We start from the raw sequence: 21,858 nt of genomic DNA, 5'->3' as shown, positions 1-21,858 counted from the left end.
ATACACTACATCTGAGCATATAACTTAGAGCGCATCGAAGTAGCGGCACAAGTCACAGCTTCACTATTTACCGGTCAACGCTGACAATAATCCAGCCCGGAACGAAGGATCTTTCTCCGAAAACTCGATCGAATGCTTATAGGTGTCTACATTAAAGAAGAGCTCTGCTGGAGCAGCTTTTTTATTGTCCAAAAATAGTTTAAAGCTGTACGCTGTTTTTTTGGACAAATCAGCATTCACCTTATTGGATGAAAACACATTTGGAAGAATTACATCTTTTGTAAAAGAATCAGTGGTAGCTATTTGAAATAAATCACCTAATGCTTTAATTAAATTGTCAGACTGTTGACCCGACGACGAGATTCTAATCTTACCTTTGGTAAAGCCGACTTCATCACTCGGTTGGCCATCTATTATACCTGCGGGTATAAAATCTACAACCTCAAACTTCGCTCCTACAGTATCCTGTTTGTAAAGAGATTTTGTGATATAAATACGGCTTGAATCCGTTTTAATTTCATCTGTAATACGTAGAAAAAAGTTCTTCTTTTCTGCGCCCGGTGAACCATTCGTAAATTGCTCGATTTTTACACCTTCAATTTTGTTCACCGTTGTTGTATCACTTCCATCAGTTTTCTTTTGATTGGAATTTCCGCAACTAGCCATCAGCACCGTAGCGGTCGCAAGAAATGCTATAGATTGAATCTTGTACATATTGAATTGTTTGTTATCAGTTATTAATGAATATTGCTCTTATAATATTACCATTATTACTGATAACAAACAACTATTAGCAATGTTTTTATTTTATTTCAATAAAGCATCGTATAAAATTTCCACAGGATGATAAGATTTTCTTCCTACACCATCTTTAATCTGATGTCTGCAAGAAGTACCCGCTGCGGCAATTAAAGTACCAGGTTCTGTTTCGCGTATGGTTGGTAATAAAACCAATTCGGCTACTTTCATCGAGATATCATAATGTTCAGCCTCATAACCAAATGATCCTGCCATACCACAACAACCCGAAGGAATTGTTTCTACGCTAAAGTTCGTCGGAAATGATAGGACCTGTTCCGTAACAGTAACGAGATGAAAAGCCTTTTGATAACAGTGGCCATGAAGCTTTACCTTTTTCGTTTCCGACGTAAACTGTTCTGAATGAATACGTCCCGCTTTCATTTCATTCAACAGAAATTCGTCAATCATCAGCGCGTTTTTGGCTATTTTTTGTGCGTCAACACGTAAATCATCATCGACTAAACTTAAATACTCATCTCGAAATGTAATTATCCCGGAGGGTTCAACGCCTAAAAGTGGCGTATCATCCGTAATTAGTCCCTTTAAGAAATGGATATTTTGATTCGCAATCTCCTTTGCTTTTTTCACAAAGCCTTTAGAAAGATAAGTCCGCCCGCTTTGCACATGTTTTGGAATGACTACTTCATACCCCAAGGCAGTCAGCAACTTATATGCTGTAATGCCGATCTCCGCATCATTATATTCGGTAAATTCATCCGAAAAAAGGTAAACCCGACGCTTACTATCACTTGCCACTGCTTGTTTTTTTACCCATTGGGTTAAAGTCGTTCCATTGACTGTAGGTAAGGAACGCTTTGGCGCAAATCCTACTGTTTTTTTGACTACTCCTGACAAGAAATCATTTTTGACCACAAAATTGTAAATGGGCGCAACCCACGATCCGAATTTCTGTGACTGGGTGAAATTAGCGATTAATTTTGTTCTAAATCCCGCACCATGCTCATCATAATAGTGCTGCAAAAATTCGGCTTTCATTTTGGCCACATCCACACTGGAAGGACACTCCGTTTTACAGCCTTTGCAGCTTAAACAGAGATCCATGACCTCTTTGATCTCCTCATGATCGAAACGATTTTTCTTTGGGGAATTCGTTAAAAACTGACGCAACATATTTGCCCGCGCCCGTGTCGTATCTTTTTCATCGCGCGTAGCCATGAATGAAGGGCACATTGTTCCACCAGTAATTTCAGTCTTTCGGCAATCTCCCGAACCAGAACACTTCTCCGCCAACCGAAGAATAGACTCATCTTTAGAAAAATCGAAATAGGTCTTTATTTCCGTTCGGTTGCTATCGTTGTCATAACGTAAATGAGCATCCATTGGCGGCGTGTTGACAATTTTATTTGCATTAAAAACGCCCTGTGGATCAAAGATATATTTTACATCTTCAAGCAATTTGTAGACTTTTTCACCAAGCACTTTGCCGATAAATTCGCCGCGCAGACGACCATCACCGTGTTCACCACTCAGTGAACCGTTATATTTTAATACAAGGTCGCTGGTTTTTTCGAGGATTGAACGAAATGTACGCTTCCCTGCTGCTGTTTTCAAATTCACAAAGGGCTCAATATGTAGTTCCCCGGCTCCCGCGTGCGCATAATAGGATGCATGCACGCCCTCTTCCACCAAAAGTTTTTGGATATCACGCACGTAAGCAGGTAAATCTTCAGGCGACACCGCACAATCTTCAATCAAATTTACAGGTTGACTATCCCCGGGTAAATTGCGAATTAGCCCCAGTCCTGCCTTGCGTACATCCCAAACCAAATTGGTCTGTTCAATACCCGTAATGTAGGGATAAGCATAACCAAGCCCGCGGGCTACAAGGTCCGCTTTCAGAGCCATCGCTTTTGCCTCTGTTTCAGCGGCTGTCTGCCCCCTAAACTCAACAATTAATAAAGCCTGGGGATCACCCTCAATAAAAAAACGATTATACTTATAAGTTGGATGCCCAACCGTAAAGTCCATGATGTATTTATCTACCAATTCGGATGCTTCCGGCTTGTGCGCTAAGGCTACCACATTACCGTGCATACACTCTACCATATCAGCAAAATGAACACAAAGTAAGCCTAGTTCCTGCGGTGGTAAGGGCATCAGTTTGAGTTTCGCTTCTGTAACAATAGCCAGCGTTCCTTCGGACCCTGCCAACAAATTACACATATTGAAAGGTGTCGAGCGATCGGCAAGGATATCCAAAGCATAACCGGTATTTCTGCGCGTGATAGATCGTTTTGGATAGCCCGCTTCAATGGCGCTTAAATGCTCGGGGTCTGTCAATAATGCATTCATATTACGGTAGATATCCCCCTCACGACCAGCTAATAATAATTTCTTAAAATAGGCTGCTTCATCAACTGCTTCAAAGGTCACTTCAGAACAGTCGTCCAAAAGTACATTGGCCGAAATCAAATTGTGTCGTGTATCGCCCCAAACAATCGAATGCAGACCCGAAGAGTTATTGCCAATCATTCCACCTACCATAGCACGGCTTGCAGTCGAAGTTTCAGGGCCAAACATCAGTCCGAACGGTTTAAGATAATTATTCAAGTCGTCACGGATCACACCAGGTTGTACCCGAACCCACTGCTCGTCGACATTAAGTTCAAGTATATGGTTAAAATGACGAGAAATATCCATGATAATGCCATTGCCTACTACCTGACCAGCTAAAGAAGTGCCGGCGGTACGTGGTATGATTGTGACACCGTTGTGCCGCGCAAAATCAATTATTTTTTTGATATCATCATGATCGACGGGTATGGCTACGGCCAAGGGTTTTTCTTGATAAACAGATGCATCTGTCGAATAGGCAAGCAACATCGTTTGGTCCTTCGTTTCATGAGTATAATAGAGCTCCCCTTTGAGTTGAGACGCTAATAAGGCTAATTGATTTTGATCTTTCACTTAATCTGCATTTATGTATGAAACAAATTTAGTCAAATTTATCCATCGGAAAAAGAGAAGATTGCAAGAAATACCCAAATCAAAAACAAAAAACGCATAAAAACGCAAAATCAAACAAATTACCATAAAAGTCAATTTTATTTCGTTCCTTCCGACAATGCACGTATTTTTGTGGCGCTACATCATTTAAATTAACGATTCATATCTTATATGCGTAATCTATTCCTTCGCTATACGCTGCATTCTGATTTTATTATATACACCATCCGGGTATTGATTGGCTTCCTTATAGGTTATCCCCTTTTCGTATCCTTTCCCCAATATTCGGTTTCCTGGACACTAATTTCCATTATATTGGTCATTTCACCGCAAGAGAATGAGTCGAAAAAAATAGCCATCGACCGGGCTAAATCCAACTTTATAGGATCAGCAATTGGTCTCAGTCTATATTTCGTTCCCATTTCGCAACTCTATGCCATGATTATCGGTATTGTTGCGTCATTGATTACATGCAAGCTACTCAATATTATGGCTGTAGCACGGACTTCTATGGTTGCGCTAATTATCGTCTACCTTCATGAACAGCAAAGTCGCTCCTACTTCGCCGCCTTGGATCGCTTTGGCTGTGTCTGTTTAGGTTGTCTGATTGGATTGGGCGTCATCCTGTCAACAAGTAATATTATTCTGAAATTAAGAAAAAGGTACAATTGTTGAGTTATAGGCCTAACCTCTCTAAAAGGCAATATACTTACCTTCAGTACCATAGCCCAAATGGTCAAGATTTCTTTGTGATAAATAAGAATAAAATTCACTCAAATTTCCGATCACTCAGAATTATATTCAGAATTTTATATACAATTTTGAATTTTATACTTTTTTACCTATCTTTGCAGTCGAAATGACAAAAGTAGAATATAATTTAGACCAGGTCGACTATAAAATCTTGCGCTTAATGCAGGATAATGGACGGATCAACAATGCTGACATCGCAAGAGAATTAGGCATGGCACCATCGGCGATCCTCGAGCGCGTAAAGAAGCTCGAGCAAAAAGATGTGATTTTAAAGTATAGTGCCAAGATCAATCCTGCCGCGGTCGATCAGAAACTTTTATCGTTTATTTTTATCAAAGCCAATGATATTATTGGCGAACAGGGTGTAGGGTTGGCACTTGCGGAAATCCCTGAAGTTCAAGAGGTACACGACATTGCAGGTGACGATGGTTACCTTATTAAAGTAAGAACTGCGGATTCTACAGGTTTAGTGGATCTCATGCGAAATACCTTAAGTAAAGTGGAAGGTATTATTTCAACGCGGACAACAATTGTACTTCAGACGGTCAAGGAAGATCAGCAGGTTGTTATACCCGAGTAATAGAAAGGAGGTTTAATCATGTTGCAAGGACAAAAAAAGGCTGCTAGCCCATTAATGGTTGTAGTTGCTTATTTCATTATTTATGTGGTATGGGGCTCGACCTTTTTCTTTATAGAAAAAGCGTTGCATAGTTTCCCCCCATTTATTTTGGGTTCGTTTCGATTTGTTGCAGCCAGTGCAATTCTAATGACATATTGTGCTATAAAGGGATATAAATTATTTAACAAGCGTTCTATTCAAGAGGCCGCAATCGTAGGTTTTTTATTGCTCTTTGTGGATATGGCCGGGGTTATCTGGGCGGAGCAGTATGTATCTGGTGGTGTTGCTGCTATTATTGCTGCAGCCGCGGCAATCTGGTTTATTTTATTGGACAGACCCAAATGGAAAGAAAACTTTAGCAGCATTAGCACGGTTGCTGGTGTAGCATTAGGTTTCTGTGGTGTTGTGATGCTGTTTGCCGAACAGATCATGGCAACCAATGATAACACAGACGGTACCCTTAAGGTGATTGCCCTGTCTATCTTAGTATTGGGTTCTATCGCTTGGACTGTAGGTTCATTGATTTCCAAGTATTTTAAAAAATCCGAAAAAGAAGAAAAAGAGGACCTGCATGTTATGGTGAAGACTGCTTGGCAAATGGTTACCGCAGGTGTTCTCTTTAATATCACGGCGCTATTTACCGGTGAATATGCATCATTTACACTGAGCAGTGTAGCACCTATTGACTGGTTTAACTTGGGGTATTTAATCACATTTGGTTCCATCCTTGCTTTTAGCTCGTATATTTGGTTATTGCAGGTACGTCCAGCAATGGAAGTAAGTACCTATGCTTATGTGAACCCAATTATTGCACTTATATTAAGTCATTTTTTTACTTCGCATGTGGTGACCTCATTGCAAATTGTTGGACTAGCGGTTATTCTATTCTCGGTCCTATTAATGAACTGGAAAGCATATCGTACCAAGCTGTCCTCGCGCAGCAAAAGGAAAAAGATCCTTCAGCAGGAGAATAGTTTAGAGCGTTTGATAGCAGCGGATCCCCAAACGGACAACAAACATATTCCTGAGACGGAATTAGTTCATTAGGTTGTTATTTTTCTAATTATATGGGCAAAGCTTAATGTGTAACAATATTAAGCTTTTGTTGTTTTTAAAAATTAGCTAACATTGGATAAGATTTGTTCATATATAATTGGCTAACTTTGCGTAGTATTTGGTTAAATTAAAAAGAATGAATATTTCGAAGCAAATTGCCTTTATTGGTAGCCTTGGTGTCGCTTCGCTTTTGATGGTTACAGGTTGTACAAAACAACTCCATCCAACGCAAAAAGATTTCCAACAATATCATATCAATAGCGATATGCAAGCTGATCCTGCAGTCGTGTCAATGTACGAACCCTTCAAACACAAAATGGAAGCGGAGATGAATCGTGTGATTGGGCATGCGGACAAGGCATTGACAAAAGAGAAAACAGCGGAAACATTAATGGGCAATTTTTTTTGTGAAGCCTTGTTGTGGATGAGTGAACACAATGCCCATAACCCTGCGGATTTGGCGTTCGCAACAAAAGGTGGGATCCGAAATGATCTTAAAGCAGGCGATATTACTGTAGGACATATTTTTGAGGTTATGCCCTTTGAGAATACATTGACGATACTCGAGCTCAAAGGTAGTCAGATTCGTCAGCTTGCTGACTATATTGCTACAACACATGGACAACCTATAGCCGGAATGACGTTGACAATTACGGGCAACAAAGCTCAGGACATAAAGATCAAAGGTCAAGCTATTGAAGACAATAAGTTATATAAATTAGTGACCTATGATTATCTTGCCAATGGTGGGGACAACCTCAGCCTGTTGACACAACCTGTATCCCGGGCTAATTATCCGCAACGCATGCGTGAAGGTTTGATTGAATATGTGAGCGAATTAACAAAAGAAGGCAAAAAAGTAAATGCAGAATTAGATGGAAGAATTAAAATCAATTAACCGAAGATCTTTTATCAAGCAAGTTGGTGGATTTTCTGCTGCAGTTGCTTTGGGATCACTTCCTTTTCAAGTCGACGCGAAGAGCAAAAAGGTAAAACTTACAATTTTACATACCAACGATGTTCATAGCCGTATTGAACCGTTTCCAATGGACGGCGGGAAATATCAGGGATTGGCTGGTGTTGCGCGCCGAAGTACATTGATCAATAAAATCCGCAAAGAAGAAGAACATCTTCTATTACTCGATGCAGGCGATATGTTTCAAGGTACCCCCTATTTTAATCTTTTTGGAGGAAAACTTGAACTTGACCTCATGACAAAGTTAGGTTATGATGCCGGGACATTTGGAAATCATGAATTTGACAATGGTCTTGACGGTCTTGTAAAGTACCTGGATCACGCTAAATTTCCGTTCTTAACGGCAAATTACGACTTCAAAGGAACCGTATTGGAGGGCAGAACCCAAGATTATACCATATTCCATAAAGGTGGAATAAAAATAGGCGTGTTTGGACTAGGGGTAGATATTGAGGGATTGGTTGACCCCAATAACTTCAGGGGAATGAAATATTTGGATCCTATTGAAGCTTCCAACAAGGTGGTCCGCACATTGAAAGAAAAACACAAATGTGATTTGGTCATCTGTTTATCGCATTTGGGCTATCAATATGAAAACGACAAGGTGTCGGATCTGATCCTTGCCGCCAAAACCTCAGACATTGATCTCATTATCGGAGGACATACGCACACCTTCTTAAATGAACCAACACTGGTTACAAATTTAAAAGGAACAAAGACCGTTGTGAATCAAGTCGGTTTTGCTGGAATTAATCTAGGACGTATTGACTTTATTATGGAACCAGGGTCTGACAAGAAACAAATGGTCGCAAGTACCTATCAGGTCAATCCGACAATTCCGGAGTCCATGTTGGCATAATATAATCTAATTTTAACAAATGCCAAGTTGACTAATCAATTTGGCATTTTTTTTACCAATACTATAAGAAGACGTATGAAGTAAAAACTTATACGGTCTATACACGCTGATTCGTCATTCAATGAAAAGAATTTTATCGATTTACCTCGACTCCTTTAAGGGACTGTCTCAAGCCGCATGGCTACTTGCCATAGTGATGCTCATTAATAGAATGGGAAGTATGGTGATTCCCTTTCTTGGCCTCTACATGACCCAGGTTCTACATTTTGACATTAAACAGGTCGGTGTGGTATTGATGAGTTATGGATTCGGCTCCGTTTGTGGTTCCTATATTGGTGGCTGGCTGACTGACCGGATTGGCAGCTTCAAGGTTCAGTTCGGAAGTCTGGTATTGGCGGCCCCTTTATTCTTACTGATCCCACATTTCAAAGAGGTACAGTCCTTATCCATCATGATTTTTACGTTAAGCTTAATCTTTGATGCCTTCAGACCTGCAAACTCCGTGTCAGTGGCAAGTTACGCTAAACCCGAAAATATCACGCGCGCCTTTTCATTGAATCGTCTTGCCATAAATCTGGGATTTTCAATCGGCCCGGCGGTGGCTGGATTTTTGGCCACCATCTCATTCAATTGGATCTTTTATGGAAATTCTTTTGCCGTCCTTTGCGCTGCAGTGATTTTCTTTGTCTTTTTTCATAAACGAGAAAAAAGAAGCGATATTAAATCTAAAAAAGAGATTACTGCTGAAAACGAATTACCTCAAAAGACACGAAATCCCTATACCGACCTGCCTTTTGTCTTATTCAATATCTTTTGTTGCATTTTCTCATTCTGTTTCTTTCAGTTGATCACAACGTTACCTATTTTCTACCGAGAAGTTCACCATTTGAATGATCACCAAATCGGATTTCTACTCGGCTGGAGTGGATTCGTTATCGTATTACTGGAGATGTTCATTGTCCATATAGCTGAAAAAAGATTCTCGCTTATAAGCACGCTCGTCTTTGGAACATTTTTATGTGCCAGCTCTTATGCCATGTTAAATTTTTCAGGTGGACTCGGGTGGTTATATTTCACATTCTTTATCTTCGGCCTTGGCGAGATGCTGACACTACCCTTTATGGCAACGGTTTCTGTTAACCGTTCGACACCTAAAACACAAGGAGCATACATGGGGTTCAATTCGTTGGCATTTTCAGCTGCAAATATATTTTCGCCGCTTTTAGGGACTAGCATTGTCGATTCCTTCGGTTTTACAACCTTATGGTGGGCAACCGCATTAACCTTATCTGCTACGGCGATCGGATTCTACTTGGTTCTGAGATGGATGAAGTAACCTACACTTGAGAAATGAAAAACGGGTGTATGCTCATGTGAGATACACCCGTTTTTCATTAAACATGCCTGAAATCTACCAAATTTTGATACGTTTATCGACCGGAACAAACATTTTGTCGCCGTTCTTTGTATCCCAAGCCTTATGGAAAGCATCTAGGTTAATGATTGGGGCAAAAGCACGGTACTGTGCTGGAGAATGTGGATCAGTTTTTACTTGATTGACCACAAACTCATCGGTAGTTTTCGTTCTCCAAATCGTTGCCCAGGAAAGGAAAAAGCGCTGGTCCTGTGTAAAACCATCTATTAATCCAGGATTTCCCTTATCGTTCAGATAAAGTTGCAATGCATCAAAAGCCACTGATGAACCACCTAAATCCCCAATATTCTCCCCTAATGTAAAGCGACCGTTCACAAAAACACCTGGTACAGGTTCGTAGGACTCAAACTGACGTACCAAAGCATCAGCCGCTGCTTCAAATTTCGCCTTATCACTGTCGCTCCACCAATTGTTCAGGTTTCCATTCCCATCGTATTTCGCACCCTGGTCGTCAAATCCGTGCGAAAGTTCGTGACCAATTACCGCACCAATACCGCCGAAATTAACTGCAGCATCAGCTTTATAATCATAGAATGGCGGCTGAAGAATCGCTGCTGGAAAGACAATCTCATTAAACAGTGGACTATAGTAAGCGTTCACAGTCTGTGGAGTCATCCCCCATTCAGATTTGTCCACTGGCTTATCTTGTTTCGCCAAATTCTGGTAAAATGCCCATTTACTCGAAGCTAATACATTTTCATACAACGATGTCCCAACATCAAGTTTGCTAAAATCTTTCCATTTATCCGGGTAACCAATTTTAACTTTAAACTTAGTCAGTTTGTCCAATGCCTTTACTTTCGTTTCATCCGACATCCAAGTCAATCCCTTGATATGCTGCCCGAAAGATTTAACGAGGTAGCTTACAAGCTCTTCCGCTTCAGCTTTGGCCTTTGGAGGGAAGTTTTCTTTCACATACAATTTCCCTAATAACTCACCTGCGATCGAATTGACAAATTCCACACCGCGCTTGTCCAGAGCACGCTGCTCCTTTTGTCCTTTTAACTTACGACCCCAGAAATCAAAATACAGATCATTTAACTCCTGTGTAGTATATGACGCAGCATTATTTAAAATATGAAATGTCAATAGCTCTTTGATCACCGGTAGATTTTCAGGGTTGAAAACTCGATCCAAATTTTCGTAATACTTTATTTCCGGTACAATAACAGTATCAGCCTTAAAACCGACATCCTTTAGGTACTTTGCAATATCGACGTTTTTCACAATCTTTTTTAGATCGGCTACAGCGATCGGATTATATCGCCCATTTGCATCGCGTGATTGCTCAACGGTTTTAAGGTTTGCCGCCAGCTGCTTTTCAAAGGCGACAATTTTTGGACCTTTTAAATCCTTCGTAATTTGGCCTGATTTAGCATAAAGTGCAGAAATATAATTTGAATAATCCGTTAACGTTTCTTCGTTCTTCTTATCTTTTACTTGATAATAAGAACGTCCAAGCCCCAGACTTCCTCCGCCGAGGTATACTGTATTAACATCGGAATTTTTAAGATGCGCATATACATAGCCACTAAAAAAAGGATTTCCACCAATCGGTGCTACCTCAACAAGATAGTTGTATAAATCATCAAAATTTTTAATTGCTGCAATTTTAGCAAGATAAGGTTTAACAGGCTCTAAACCAAGTTTATTACGTGTTTTCATATCCACAAATGATTTATACAAATCACCTATCTTCTGATTGTCTGTACCCTTTTGGAATTGTCCAGTTAGCGATTCTTGCAAGACCTTCAACGTAGCAATATCGGTGTTTTCACGCAATTCGTCGAAAGAACCCCAACGTGCTTTATCAGAGGGTATTTTGACTGTTTTCATCCAGTGTCCATTCACAAAATTATAAAAGTCATCTTGAGGACGAACACTCTTGTCCATGTAACTCACATTGATTGCGTTGTTTTGCGCTTGGCCCGCCAATGAGCCGCAGGTCAACAAAGCTGCTAAAAGTAGATTTTTCTTCATATAAAAATTTAGTTTGTCTATCGCTATATACAAACTTAAGCAAAGTTCTTCTATTGTTAATGCAACAATTGGGATTCTAATCGCAACTAAAATTAATGGGGATAATTAAGTCTTGGTTTTATTGCGTGTTGATTTACGTAGTACAAGGATAAAAATCAGTAGAAACAGTGCGACACCGGCAATCCAAATCCACGGATTAGCATACCATAACGTCCCATTCGCTTCTTTAAGCTTTTGATTCTCTTCCAGGGTAACCTGTGCTTTCAATAAAAAAACTGAAAAAACAGGACAAACTATTAAAGCAGTCTTTTTCATATTTAATCACTTCATATGAATAGAATACTCTTTTAGCTGTTTTTGTTTGAAGGAATTAAATTATCCTTGTTTGATTTCGCCTAAATAAACCACGTCTTTTAGATCAAAAGGAGTTTCTTGATACACAAAGTAATTCAACCAATTATTGAAAAGAAGATTCGCATGACTTGTCCAGCGCACCAGAGGGCGATTTTCGGGGTTGTCATCAACATAATAATTTGCCGGCATAGCAATCTCCTGCCCTTTTTCTAAGTCTCTTTTATACTCTTCATCCAGTGTAAAAGGAGCATATTCTGAATGTCCCGTCAAATAAAACTCGCGTCCCCCGCGTGAAGAAACGATAGCAATACCGGCTTCTGGCGATTCTGAAAGAATTTCTAAACCCTCTTTTACCAGGAGATCATCCTTCTCAATTGTTGTATGGCGACTGTGTGGTATAAAGAACTCATCGTCAAATCCACGGAATAAAGGATGTCTTTTGTTTAACGCAGTGTGCTTAAATACACCAAAAAGTTTTTCCGTTAATGGCTTCTTCTCTACACCATAGAAATGATACAATGCAGCTTGAGACGCCCAACAGATATACAAACTTGATGTTACATGGGTCCTTGCCCAGTCGAAGATGGTCTGAATTTCATCCCAGTAGGTCACTTCCTCAAAAGCAACCATTTCAACTGGAGCCCCCGTAATAATCATTCCGTCGTAGAAATTCTCCTTAACCTCGGTCAAGCTCTTGTAAAACATTTCCAAATGCTCTTCGGGGGTATTCTTTGAAACATGCGTTTCAAGTCGCAAAAATTCCATTTCCACCTGCAAAGGATTATTTGACAGCAAACGAATAAAATCTGTCTCTGTCGTAATTTTAAGCGGCATTAAGTTCAGTACCAAAACACGAAGCGGTCTGATATCCTGCTCATTTGCTCTTAAATCACTCATGACAAATATATTCTCCTTTTTCAACAGCTCAATGGCAGGAAGGTTATTAGGAAGTTTGACCGGCATAGATAATTTCTCCTTATACAATTAGCATGCAAAATTAGCAAGAAAATGCCATAAATGCTAAATGAAACATAAATTATCTTCCATTATATTGTTATAGTCTCCAAGACCAAAAGCTATTCCTTGCCTAAATCCAATAGGGATTTTCTGAATTTCTGTGACCCAAAGTTCATTCCACCTACGTGTTTAATGACCAGCTTACCAGCCTTATCCAAAATAATCGTTGTTGGTATGCTTGTGGTACTCAATTCTTTGGGTAAAGCCGAATTTAATTGATAGACCGGTAGACTATATTTTCTTTTCGCCATAAACTTCCGCGAAGCGCTAAGATTTCCATCGATATCGACAGCCAAAATAACAATAGCATCGTTGCCCTTAAAGTCCTTATAGCGTTGATCCAAGGAAGGCATCTCAGCAAGACATGGTGGACACCATGTCGCCCATAAATTAATAACCACAACTTTTCCTTTGAGCTGGTTTAGGCTCAATATATTGTTTTTACTGTCCCTAAAACTAAGATTGTATCCTTCGGTTCTGCTCTTATTCTCCTTCTCGACCACACAATGCTTGCTTGCTTTAACCAAAAATGGATTGCAAAACAACAAACTAACCAATAAAAGGAGACTATAATTTACTTTTTTTGTCATATAACACTTTAACTAAGCTTAAACATTACCATAACGTTTGTATCCTAATTTGATTGCTTTTATAGCAAAAAATTAATCGAATTTTTTCACGCGTTTTTTTAACGGATTTTTCAGCGGCAATGGAGGTTTAAAATTCGGTGTTAGAATACGAAAGCGAAAAGGTAAGTGTAAAAGATATTACAAACAAATTTAGGGATATGTATATTATATAGTATGAAAATAAGTAAATGAATATGAGCAAAGAGAAATCAATACAAGAAATTGAAATTAACGGCAAAGTTTACCAGTATAGTTCTATTAAAGATCTCCCTCAAGGTAATGTTATGCACCTACCGTTCAGCATCCGGATACTACTGGAAAATGTATTGCGAAACCATGATGGATTCAGTATCACAGACGAGCATGTCAATACCCTGATTCATTGGACTCCACAACCTGTTGACAAAGATATCCCCTTCAAACCGGCCAGAATTTTAATGCAGGATTTCACTGGAGTACCTGCTGTAGTCGATATGGCATCACTACGTGCCGAATTTATCCGTCATGGCAAGGATGGACAAAAAATAAATCCTGCTATCCCGGTGGATCTGGTCATTGATCATTCCGTTCAGGTCGACTACTTTGGTACACAGTACTCGTATGACAAGAATGTCGAGTTGGAATATGAACGCAACCGTGAGCGTTATGAACTCCTTAAATGGGCACAGAAAGGATTAAAAAATTTTACCGTTGTTCCCCCAGGTATGGGTATCTGCCATCAGGTCAACTTGGAATATCTTGCCAAAGGAGTCATTGAACGTGACAATTGGCTTTTTCCTGACACATTAGTAGGGACAGATTCGCATACACCAATGGTCAATGGTATTGGTGTATTAGGTTGGGGAGTTGGTGGTATTGAGGCCGAGGCAGCCATGCTTGGACAACCCATCTTTTTCACCTGCCCCGAGGTTATCGGCCTTAAACTTACGGGCAAAATACCAGCGACATGCACCGCGACGGACATGGTTCTTTCCATCACAAAAATACTTCGTGATACAGGTGTTGTGGGCAAATTTGTTGAAGTATTTGGCGATGGATTGGACAGCCTTTCGGTGACAGATCGTGCGACAATATCCAATATGTCACCAGAATTCGGCTGTACGGTTACCTATTTTCCGATCGATGACCGAACCCTTGAATACATGCATAGCACCAATCGAAGTGCCGAACAGATTAAAATTGTTGAAGATTATTGTAAAAGCAATTTACTTTGGCGGACAGGCAAGGAAGAAATTCAATATTCGTCGGTTGTTGAATTCAATTTATCAAGTCTGGAGCCAACTGTATCCGGCCCTAAGCGACCTCAGGATAAAATTCTTGTGAAAGATCTAAAAACTACATTTTCACATCTCTTGGATAGCGAACACCATCGACAGTATATCCCTGTTCTACAGCGATCGGAATCTGCTTGGCTTGCCGACGGCGGGTCTGGTACGGAGTTTACCTTTGGTAAGGTACCTGTTGAACATGATTCACCGCATGAAGTTATCCAAGAGTCTATTCATGCTGTGCGCATCAAGCACAATCATAAAGAATATATTGTCAGTGATGGCAGTATTGCCATTGCCGCCATAACAAGCTGTACCAATACGTCGAACCCTACTGTGATGATCGGCGCAGGATTATTGGCCCGTAACGCTATCGAGCGTGGACTGCGGACCAAATCCTGGGTAAAGACCTCCTTAGCCCCTGGTTCAAAAGTCGTTACACAATACCTTCAAAGATCAGGACTTAGTGCTGATCTCGATGCCCTGCGTTTTCACACGGTGGGTTACGGTTGTACCTCCTGTATTGGAAACTCGGGTCCTCTTCCACCACAAATAGCAGAGGCAGTGGAGAAAGGTGAACTCATTGTCGCATCGGTATTGTCTGGTAACCGAAATTTTGAGGCGCGTGTGCATCCTCAGGTAAAAATGAACTTTTTAATGTCGCCGATGCTTGTTGTTGCCTATGCGTTAGTCGGAAGAGTTGATATTAATCTCTTGGAGGAGCCGCTCGACTACGACCCGAATGGTGAGCCCGTATATCTGAAAGATATTTGGCCGAGCCGCGAGGATATTATGGAAACCGTCAATGCCTGCGTCAAACAATCGGATTTTCAAGAAGTTTATGATGTCATCTTCGATGGTTCAACAGACTGGCAAGAACTTGAAGTGAATCTGGATCAAAATTACCAGTGGGACAACACGTCTACCTACATTAAAGAATCGCCCTTTTTTGAAAATTTACAGGCTGTACCAAATCCGATACAAGACATCCAAAATGCAAGGGTGTTACTTTATCTTGGTGATTCGGTTACAACGGATCATATCTCACCTGCAGGGTCATTCAAAGAAGAAACTGCGGCTGGGCAATACCTCAGCGCACATCAGGTAAGTAAAGAAGATTTTAATTCGTATGGATCTAGACGTGGGAACCACGAAGTTATGATGCGTGGAACATTTGCCAATGTGCGTATTAAAAACAAAATTACTGATCGTGAAGGTGGATTTAGCCGTTATTTCCCAAGCAATGAGGTGAAGACGGTATATGAAACCGCAATGGAATATCGAAAAAACAACACTGCACTCATTGTGCTGGCTGGAAAAGAGTATGGTTCGGGCTCTTCAAGAGATTGGGCTGCAAAGGGAACATTTCTGCTCGGCGTACGTGCGGTTATTGCTGAAAGTTTTGAGCGTATTCACCGAAGTAATCTTGTCGGTATGGGGGTAGCACCACTTGTGTTTATCAATGACGAAAATGCAGAGAAATTAGGACTAGATGGAACAGAAGTCTATAGCATCACGGGACTTGCGAACGATTTAACACCCCATAAACTCCTCTCGGTAAAGGCGGTGCATGACAATGGAAAAACAACCACATTTCAAGTGAAAGCAAGACTCGATTCTGCCATTGAAATCGAGTATTTTAAGAATGACGGTATTCTGCAATATGTGCTACGGCAATATTTAAAAAACAACTAATATTCGGCAAATTGAAGAATCGAAATAGCTAAAAAAGTAAAGGGCACTCTATAGAGTGCCCTTTAACAACTATATTAAAACCTACCAGAGTTCTACAATACTTCAGTCTTGCCCCCAGAATTATGTTTTATGGCTATGCCAAATATAGTTGGAAAAAATTACCCTTTTTATCCCTGAAATCAGGTATTTTGCATATAAGCGGATGTAGCGCATTCACTTCATTTTAAAGTAAAATCATTCGGGAGAATTGTTTATTTTCGCTAAGATCAATGCCAACAGCATACAGAATGAAAGAACTTATCGAACAAACAATCACGAAACAAACATGGACTCCTGAACTGAAACAAGTTCAGGAATTCTACAAATGCACCTTTGAGCAATGTGATTTTCAGAGCGCGGAACTGTTAGACCTCATTTTCACAAATTGTGAATTTAAATCGTGTAATCTATCCAATGTCAGTCTGAAGGGGACACAACTAGATCATGTTGTCTTTAATGACTGCAAAATGCTAGGTATACACTTTAATGAATGTAGTTCATTTTCCTTTCATGTTAATTTCAGCAACTCGGTATTGGATTACTCCTCTTTTTTTGAACGAAATATAAAGAAATTTCAGTTTGATCACTGTTCGTTGCAACATGTGGATTTTGAACGAGCCAATCTGCAACAGGCGGTGTTTAGAAAAGCAAATTTGTTAAATGCCCGTTTTATACAAAGCAATCTCGAAGGCTGTGATTTTCGGTCCTCCATCAACATCCAGCTCGATCCCGAGGCCAATCGCATGAAAAAAAGTAAATTTGGTCGGGAACAGCTGCCTGGACTATTGCTTAAATATCAGTTGGCCATCGATTAAATCTCAGAATGGGGTTTGATAAGGGCCTGAAGATCGTTGCATGAGATCGGCTCGATTTCGATTTATCATTAAATAACGGATTTCAGGGATATAACACCTTACATTGAATCAGGATATTTGTCTTTCAAAGTTTAAGAAGATGAAAAAAATATCCCTATCGTTCGTAGCTATCTTGGCGGCCAGCAGCATGTCGTTTGCACAAATCAATAAAGCATTCAAGATCAACTATGCCATTACCTATTCCGTCGATCCCAGCGAAGAAGCGCAAGCAGCTCCAGTTTCTGTCTACGAAGCTTATGTTAACAATGATAAAATAAAAGTTGTATCGGCTTCCGGAGACGGCGAAGAGTCCATCTTTCTCGTTAAAAAAAATGAAGAGCAATCGGTTATATTATACCCAGGACTGGCAAAATATGTCGTGAAAGAAAATGAGCTTAGCTCACATGCGATCAAACTCGTCCCAAACCAGACGAAAATGATCGCTGGTTATCCCTGCAAACTAGCGCAGGTAGAAATTCCTATTTCGGAAGATAACGCGGAAAACAGTACCCTATCGATTTGGTATAGCGATAAACTGCCAGTCGCCTATTGGGAGGGCTTTGATCTGTTCAAAAAAATACCTGGGGCTGTGCTGCAGCTAACAACACCGCTTGGCATGAATATGATTGCGCAGAACATCACCGATAGCCAACTGGACGAAAAGGATTTTATTGTACCTGAGGATTATGAACAAGTAGCATCCATTTATGATGACGAAGAGGATGCGGAAGATAGCAACCAGATTGCTGAAAATCTCTATTTATTTGAAGATGCTGCAACTAGCCTTTTGGGGGTAAAAGACGGCGATGAAAAAACAATTGTGCCAGCACAATACCTTTACATTGCTCCATTTGTTGGCGACCTGAGTATAGTTCAATATAAAGATGAAAAATATGGTGCCATTAATCTCACCGGTAAACCAATCCTCCCCTTCCGATACGATTATTTAGGTTACGATGACCATCTTGGCCAACTGGTTTTTGGACTAAACGAAAAATATGGGGTCATGGATAAGTCTGGTAAAATTTTGATCCCAGCAAATTATGATATGATATCATTCATTAACGGGGGCTATGCTGTATTTCAAGTGAAAGATAAATATGGCATATTGAATCAAGCGGGTAAAATAATTGTCCCGGCAACGTATAGCTTTATTTCTGAAAACAATGCAACGCATTTCGTCAGCATTGAAAACGACAAGTATAATCTTACTGATATTAAGACCAATAAAATCGTTGCGCCCGACTACGATTTGATTTCAATTACCGAAGAACCCAATCTTTTCCTTGCAAGCAAAGGTGGAAAGTATGGGTATTTAGATGGTCAGGGAAAAGTTGCAATACCATTTATATACAGTGGAGCTACCTCGTTCAGCGATGGCGTGGCTTCTGTTTCATTAGCGGATTCGGACGATGTAATTTTGATTAATACAAAAGGCGAACGTGTGGAAATAGATGCTGCGGCAGAGGCAACAGATATAATTTAAACATCAGCAACCAAAAAAGGCAACAGATCTATCTGTTGCCTTTTTGGTTGCTGATCATCAATGATCAGTATAAGGTTATTTTTTCTTTTTAAACAGCATTTTGCCGATCGTAAATAAAATCACCACAATTATGCCTCCACCTAGGCCAAATAACAGCTCTTTTAGCATGCTTGGCAGAGCGGGTAGCGCGTGATGTAAGAAATCAATATAATGCGCAAATATTCCGCCTGAAACTAAAATTAAAGCAAATGTACCAACCACAGCCAATAACTTGATAACAAAAGGCAGTGCGCGGACTAAAAAACGACCTAAACTCGCTACAGGGCCTTTCTCACGGGAGGTTTTAATCAATTTATAACCCGCATCGTCCATCCGAACGATAAGTGCCACAATACCATAGACTCCAACTGTGGCTAAAAAAGCAACAACCGAAACCGTAATAATTTGTAAGGACAAGCTTTTTCCAAGAACTGTTCCTAAAGCGATAATGACGATCTCCACGGAAAGAATAAAATCTGTCGTGATAGCCGATTTTACCTTCGCTTTTTCAACAGCAACTGAGTTTTCAGCAACGACAGTCTCTACTTTCATTTCTTCTGTAGCATGTTTGCGGTGAAACAGGTATTCAATAATCTTTTCAACACCTTCAAAAGCAAGGTAGAAACCACCCAAAATTAAAATATATTTGATGGCAATTGGAAAAAAGACGTTCAGTAATAAAGCAATAGGTACAATGATCAACTTATTGAGCAGCGAACCCTTTGTAATTGCCCATAAAACTGGGAGCTCACGTGAAGCCAAAAAACCAGTCGCTTTCTCTGCATTTACCGCTAAATCGTCACCTAAGATTCCAGCAGTTTTTTTTGTTGCGATTTTGCTCGCCACTGCTACATCATCCATCAACGCTGCAATATCATCTAGTATTGCAAATATTCCTGAAGCCATATTTATATAAAAATTGAACGTAAAAATATAAATTTAATTCAATTTTGAACTAAAGAATTTAATCCATTTGTAATATTAAGCTACATTACATTTGATTTAAATACGTAATTTTAATACCACAAGGACAACCGTTATGAAAAATTCACTTACACTGCAGGAACAGTCAATGCTACTTGAAACACTAAAACAAAGGTTTCAGAAATTTCCTAAAAGACATCCACAGATCAGTTGGGATGATGTTGCGCATAAATTACTTGAAAATCCCAAGAAATTGTGGAGCTTGTTCCAAATGGAAAAGAGCGCTGGCGAACCCGACCTTATTCTGATTGATGCAAACAAAGAACAGTATGCTTTTGTGGATTGTGCTGAAGAAAGTCCCAAAGGAAGAAGAAGCCTCTGTTTTGACCAAAGAGCCATGGATGAAAGGAAAGAAAACAAGCCTATTGGGAATGCTGTGGAAGAAGCTAAGAAAATGGGGACTGAGCTACTAAATGAAGAACAATATCGCCAACTTCAACAATTAGGTGAATTTGATTTAAAAACTTCCAGCTGGATACAAACACCAGATGCCATCCGCAAGCTTGGAGGTGCCTTATTCTGTGACCGACGTTACAACCAAGTCTTTACCTATCATAATGGCGCAATCTCCTATTATGCCGCACGTGGATTTCGCTGCATACTTTTTCTTTAAAAGTCCCTAACCTTCAAAATTTAAAACCTATATGAAAACAATTGTAATAGCCACCCTGCTCTTTTGCTGGGGAGCTGCCCAACCGCTTTTTTCACAAGTATCTTTTCCATCGTTCTTGGAAGGGACATGGAAGGTGGACAATAAAGAGCAATACGAACAATGGCATCGTATAAATGAACACGAATTAAAGGGACTTTCCTATACGTTGAAAAATGGGCAAAAGATCGTCAGTGAATACCTAAAATTGACCAAAATAAAGGATAAAGTTGTATACACAGCACTGGTCATCGGACAAAACCATGGAAAAGAAGTCAATTTTGAGCTAAGTTATCAGGATAGTACCTATTCGTTTATCAATGAGGCCCATGATTTCCCCAATTACATTCGGTACACACCAGTCGCCACAAACCGACTTCACATTGTAGTGGAAGGAAAATCGGGAAGAGCCAGGTCTTTTTATGCGAGCAGAATTGCACCGACCACGACTGAACCCAAATTACGATCAAGAGCTCGCAAAAAAATTGGGGGCTGATGATTATGGAATGAAATCCTACATCTTTGTCCTCCTCAAAACTGGCGAGAATAAAACAACAGACAAACAATTCATTAATGAATGTTTCAAAGGTCACATGGAAATATCAATCGTCTCGTAAAAAATGGGCAATTGATTGTTGCTGGCCCATTTGGAAAAAATGACGACAACTTTCGGGGCCTTTTTATCTTAAATAACATGGCTTCAACTGATGCGGCAAAGCATATTTTAGAGAACGATCCAGCGATAAAAAACGGCCTCTTAGAAGCTTCGTTTTACCCCTGGTATGGTTCAGCTGCCTTGGCAGAATATCTGTCCCAAGTAGATAAAATCTGGAAAAAACAACATTAGCCCTTTGGTCATGACATAGGGTTGTCATTGGCCGATCTAACTTTGGGGAAAACTAAGCGAAATGAATAATAAAATAATCCCTTCATTCAGTATAATAGGTCTTGCCATCCGTACAAGCAACCAAAATGGGCAGGCGGCGAAAGACATTCCAGAACTTTGGGCCCGCTTTTTTAAAGAAGATGTGTTGAGCCGTATTCCCAACAAGATATCCAGCGAACTCTATTGTATCTATACCGAATATGAGAAAGATCACACATTGCCTTATACGACTTTATTAGGCTGTAAAGTCAGCAATCTTGAAGAACTACCCGAAGACTTGGACGGTATTAATATCGCTGAAAACCATTACCGACATTTTACAGCAGAAGGAAATTTGGAAGATGGCATCGTTTATGAAACTTGGCAAAGGATATGGCGTTCGGATTTACCCAGAACGTATGCCGCAGACCTCGAAATATATGGCGAAAAAGCCCAAAACCCACACGATGCAAAGGTGGATATATACATAGGCATTCATTAGGGTCTTTATCGTAACAAAACGTATGTGTTAA

20 protein-coding genes are annotated in these 21,858 nt (G+C 40.0%); 13 read left to right on the top strand and 7 right to left on the bottom strand.

Annotated elements, in window-relative coordinates:
* Positions 1-63: 63 nt before the first annotated feature.
* Both B3E92_RS08630 and B3E92_RS08625 read right to left on the bottom strand, forming a co-directional pair.
* Positions 64-714, bottom strand: coding sequence for a hypothetical protein (locus B3E92_RS08630; protein ID WP_046673338.1), 651 nt, complete (start codon positions 712-714; stop codon positions 64-66).
* A gap of 93 nt (positions 715-807) precedes the next feature.
* Positions 808-3,729 (bottom strand): FAD-binding and (Fe-S)-binding domain-containing protein, encoded by a 2,922-nt coding sequence (locus tag B3E92_RS08625; protein ID WP_286896257.1) that lies wholly within the window; start codon positions 3,727-3,729, stop codon positions 808-810.
* 210 nt (positions 3,730-3,939) lie between these two features.
* Between B3E92_RS08625 and B3E92_RS08620 the strand changes: the two genes are divergently transcribed.
* The 6 genes from B3E92_RS08620 (at position 3,940) to B3E92_RS08595 (ending at position 9,367) form a co-directional block, all read left to right on the top strand.
* Positions 3,940-4,443, top strand: a complete 504-nt coding sequence (locus B3E92_RS08620) for an FUSC family protein (RefSeq protein ID WP_046673336.1) — start codon at positions 3,940-3,942, stop codon at positions 4,441-4,443.
* A gap of 184 nt (positions 4,444-4,627) precedes the next feature.
* A complete protein-coding gene (locus B3E92_RS08615; protein ID WP_046673335.1) occupies positions 4,628-5,101 on the top strand; it encodes an Lrp/AsnC family transcriptional regulator in 474 nt (157 codons plus the stop codon).
* A gap of 18 nt (positions 5,102-5,119) precedes the next feature.
* Positions 5,120-6,187: an EamA family transporter gene (locus B3E92_RS08610; RefSeq protein WP_286896255.1), complete on the top strand. Its 1,068-nt coding sequence runs from the start codon at positions 5,120-5,122 to the stop codon at positions 6,185-6,187.
* Positions 6,188-6,332: 145 nt separating this feature from the next.
* Positions 6,333-7,094, top strand: a complete 762-nt coding sequence (locus tag B3E92_RS08605) for a 5'-nucleotidase C-terminal domain-containing protein (RefSeq protein WP_286896253.1) — start codon at positions 6,333-6,335, stop codon at positions 7,092-7,094.
* Positions 7,072-8,031: a bifunctional metallophosphatase/5'-nucleotidase gene (locus tag B3E92_RS08600; RefSeq protein ID WP_286896250.1), complete on the top strand. Its 960-nt coding sequence runs from the start codon at positions 7,072-7,074 to the stop codon at positions 8,029-8,031. Before B3E92_RS08605 ends, B3E92_RS08600 begins: the two co-directional genes overlap by 23 nt.
* Positions 8,032-8,152: 121 nt before the next feature.
* On the top strand, positions 8,153-9,367 hold the full coding sequence (locus B3E92_RS08595) for an MFS transporter (protein ID WP_112374110.1): 1,215 nt from the start codon (positions 8,153-8,155) through the stop codon (positions 9,365-9,367).
* A 75-nt stretch (positions 9,368-9,442) separates the two neighbouring features.
* On the opposite strand, the gene B3E92_RS08590 is transcribed toward B3E92_RS08595, so the two are convergent.
* From B3E92_RS08590 to B3E92_RS08575, 4 genes are all read right to left on the bottom strand, one after another.
* The gene (locus tag B3E92_RS08590; RefSeq protein WP_046673331.1) at positions 9,443-11,446 is read right to left on the bottom strand and encodes a M13 family metallopeptidase; all 2,004 of its coding nucleotides are present in this window, start codon (positions 11,444-11,446) and stop codon (positions 9,443-9,445) included.
* A gap of 105 nt (positions 11,447-11,551) precedes the next feature.
* Positions 11,552-11,761, bottom strand: coding sequence for a hypothetical protein (locus tag B3E92_RS08585; protein WP_046673330.1), 210 nt, complete (start codon positions 11,759-11,761; stop codon positions 11,552-11,554).
* Positions 11,762-11,821: 60 nt separating this feature from the next.
* Positions 11,822-12,763: a homoserine O-acetyltransferase MetA gene (gene metA / locus B3E92_RS08580; RefSeq protein WP_112374108.1), complete on the bottom strand. Its 942-nt coding sequence runs from the start codon at positions 12,761-12,763 to the stop codon at positions 11,822-11,824.
* A gap of 113 nt (positions 12,764-12,876) precedes the next feature.
* Complete coding sequence (locus tag B3E92_RS08575; RefSeq protein WP_286896248.1) at positions 12,877-13,407, bottom strand: TlpA family protein disulfide reductase; 531 nt, start codon at positions 13,405-13,407, stop codon at positions 12,877-12,879.
* Between the two features lie 233 nt (positions 13,408-13,640).
* On the opposite strand from B3E92_RS08575, the gene acnA reads away from it, so the two are divergent.
* The 3 genes from acnA (at position 13,641) to B3E92_RS08560 (ending at position 18,788) form a co-directional block, all read left to right on the top strand.
* Complete coding sequence (gene acnA / locus B3E92_RS08570) at positions 13,641-16,409, top strand: aconitate hydratase AcnA (protein WP_286896246.1); 2,769 nt, start codon at positions 13,641-13,643, stop codon at positions 16,407-16,409.
* A 287-nt stretch (positions 16,410-16,696) separates the two neighbouring features.
* On the top strand, positions 16,697-17,263 hold the full coding sequence (locus B3E92_RS08565; protein ID WP_070564014.1) for a pentapeptide repeat-containing protein: 567 nt from the start codon (positions 16,697-16,699) through the stop codon (positions 17,261-17,263).
* Between the two features lie 139 nt (positions 17,264-17,402).
* Positions 17,403-18,788 (top strand): WG repeat-containing protein, encoded by a 1,386-nt coding sequence (locus tag B3E92_RS08560; protein ID WP_070564010.1) that lies wholly within the window; start codon positions 17,403-17,405, stop codon positions 18,786-18,788.
* 75 nt (positions 18,789-18,863) lie between these two features.
* On the opposite strand, the gene B3E92_RS08555 is transcribed toward B3E92_RS08560, so the two are convergent.
* The gene (locus tag B3E92_RS08555; protein ID WP_286896243.1) at positions 18,864-19,733 is read right to left on the bottom strand and encodes a DUF808 domain-containing protein; all 870 of its coding nucleotides are present in this window, start codon (positions 19,731-19,733) and stop codon (positions 18,864-18,866) included.
* 133 nt (positions 19,734-19,866) lie between these two features.
* Here B3E92_RS08555 and B3E92_RS08550 point away from each other — a divergent pair, with 133 nt between their 5' ends.
* From B3E92_RS08550 to B3E92_RS08535, 4 genes are all read left to right on the top strand, one after another.
* Positions 19,867-20,424: a DUF4256 domain-containing protein gene (locus tag B3E92_RS08550; protein ID WP_070564004.1), complete on the top strand. Its 558-nt coding sequence runs from the start codon at positions 19,867-19,869 to the stop codon at positions 20,422-20,424.
* Between the two features lie 31 nt (positions 20,425-20,455).
* Positions 20,456-20,956 carry a DUF6265 family protein gene (locus B3E92_RS08545; RefSeq protein WP_286896242.1) on the top strand — a complete coding sequence of 167 codons (501 nt, stop codon included), beginning with the start codon at positions 20,456-20,458 and terminating at the stop codon, positions 20,954-20,956.
* Between the two features lie 81 nt (positions 20,957-21,037).
* Complete coding sequence (locus tag B3E92_RS08540) at positions 21,038-21,307, top strand: YciI family protein (RefSeq protein WP_286896240.1); 270 nt, start codon at positions 21,038-21,040, stop codon at positions 21,305-21,307.
* 61 nt (positions 21,308-21,368) lie between these two features.
* Complete coding sequence (locus B3E92_RS08535; protein WP_286843809.1) at positions 21,369-21,827, top strand: GyrI-like domain-containing protein; 459 nt, start codon at positions 21,369-21,371, stop codon at positions 21,825-21,827.
* Positions 21,828-21,858 lie beyond the last annotated feature (31 nt).

The sequence above is a fragment of the Sphingobacterium sp. UBA6317 genome, assembly GCF_002440385.1.
Lineage (GTDB): Bacteria > Bacteroidota > Bacteroidia > Sphingobacteriales > Sphingobacteriaceae > Sphingobacterium > Sphingobacterium multivorum.
This window is presented reverse-complemented; position numbering and strand designations above follow the sequence as displayed.

Coding starts and splice junctions, on each gene's coding strand:
- B3E92_RS08630 (WP_046673338.1), bottom strand. CDS start 714: ATGTACAAGATTCAATCTATAGCATTTCTTGCGACCGCTACGGTGCTG.
- B3E92_RS08620 (WP_046673336.1), top strand. CDS start 3,940: ATGCGTAATCTATTCCTTCGCTATACGCTGCATTCTGATTTTATTATA.
- B3E92_RS08615 (WP_046673335.1), top strand. CDS start 4,628: ATGACAAAAGTAGAATATAATTTAGACCAGGTCGACTATAAAATCTTG.
- B3E92_RS08610 (WP_286896255.1), top strand. CDS start 5,120: ATGTTGCAAGGACAAAAAAAGGCTGCTAGCCCATTAATGGTTGTAGTT.
- B3E92_RS08605 (WP_286896253.1), top strand. CDS start 6,333: ATGAATATTTCGAAGCAAATTGCCTTTATTGGTAGCCTTGGTGTCGCT.
- B3E92_RS08600 (WP_286896250.1), top strand. CDS start 7,072: ATGGAAGAATTAAAATCAATTAACCGAAGATCTTTTATCAAGCAAGTT.
- B3E92_RS08595 (WP_112374110.1), top strand. CDS start 8,153: ATGAAAAGAATTTTATCGATTTACCTCGACTCCTTTAAGGGACTGTCT.
- B3E92_RS08590 (WP_046673331.1), bottom strand. CDS start 11,446: ATGAAGAAAAATCTACTTTTAGCAGCTTTGTTGACCTGCGGCTCATTG.
- B3E92_RS08585 (WP_046673330.1), bottom strand. CDS start 11,761: ATGAAAAAGACTGCTTTAATAGTTTGTCCTGTTTTTTCAGTTTTTTTA.
- metA (WP_112374108.1), bottom strand. CDS start 12,763: ATGCCGGTCAAACTTCCTAATAACCTTCCTGCCATTGAGCTGTTGAAA.
- B3E92_RS08575 (WP_286896248.1), bottom strand. CDS start 13,407: ATGACAAAAAAAGTAAATTATAGTCTCCTTTTATTGGTTAGTTTGTTG.
- acnA (WP_286896246.1), top strand. CDS start 13,641: ATGAGCAAAGAGAAATCAATACAAGAAATTGAAATTAACGGCAAAGTT.
- B3E92_RS08565 (WP_070564014.1), top strand. CDS start 16,697: ATGAAAGAACTTATCGAACAAACAATCACGAAACAAACATGGACTCCT.
- B3E92_RS08560 (WP_070564010.1), top strand. CDS start 17,403: ATGAAAAAAATATCCCTATCGTTCGTAGCTATCTTGGCGGCCAGCAGC.
- B3E92_RS08555 (WP_286896243.1), bottom strand. CDS start 19,733: ATGGCTTCAGGAATATTTGCAATACTAGATGATATTGCAGCGTTGATG.
- B3E92_RS08550 (WP_070564004.1), top strand. CDS start 19,867: ATGAAAAATTCACTTACACTGCAGGAACAGTCAATGCTACTTGAAACA.
- B3E92_RS08545 (WP_286896242.1), top strand. CDS start 20,456: ATGAAAACAATTGTAATAGCCACCCTGCTCTTTTGCTGGGGAGCTGCC.
- B3E92_RS08540 (WP_286896240.1), top strand. CDS start 21,038: ATGTTTCAAAGGTCACATGGAAATATCAATCGTCTCGTAAAAAATGGG.
- B3E92_RS08535 (WP_286843809.1), top strand. CDS start 21,369: ATGAATAATAAAATAATCCCTTCATTCAGTATAATAGGTCTTGCCATC.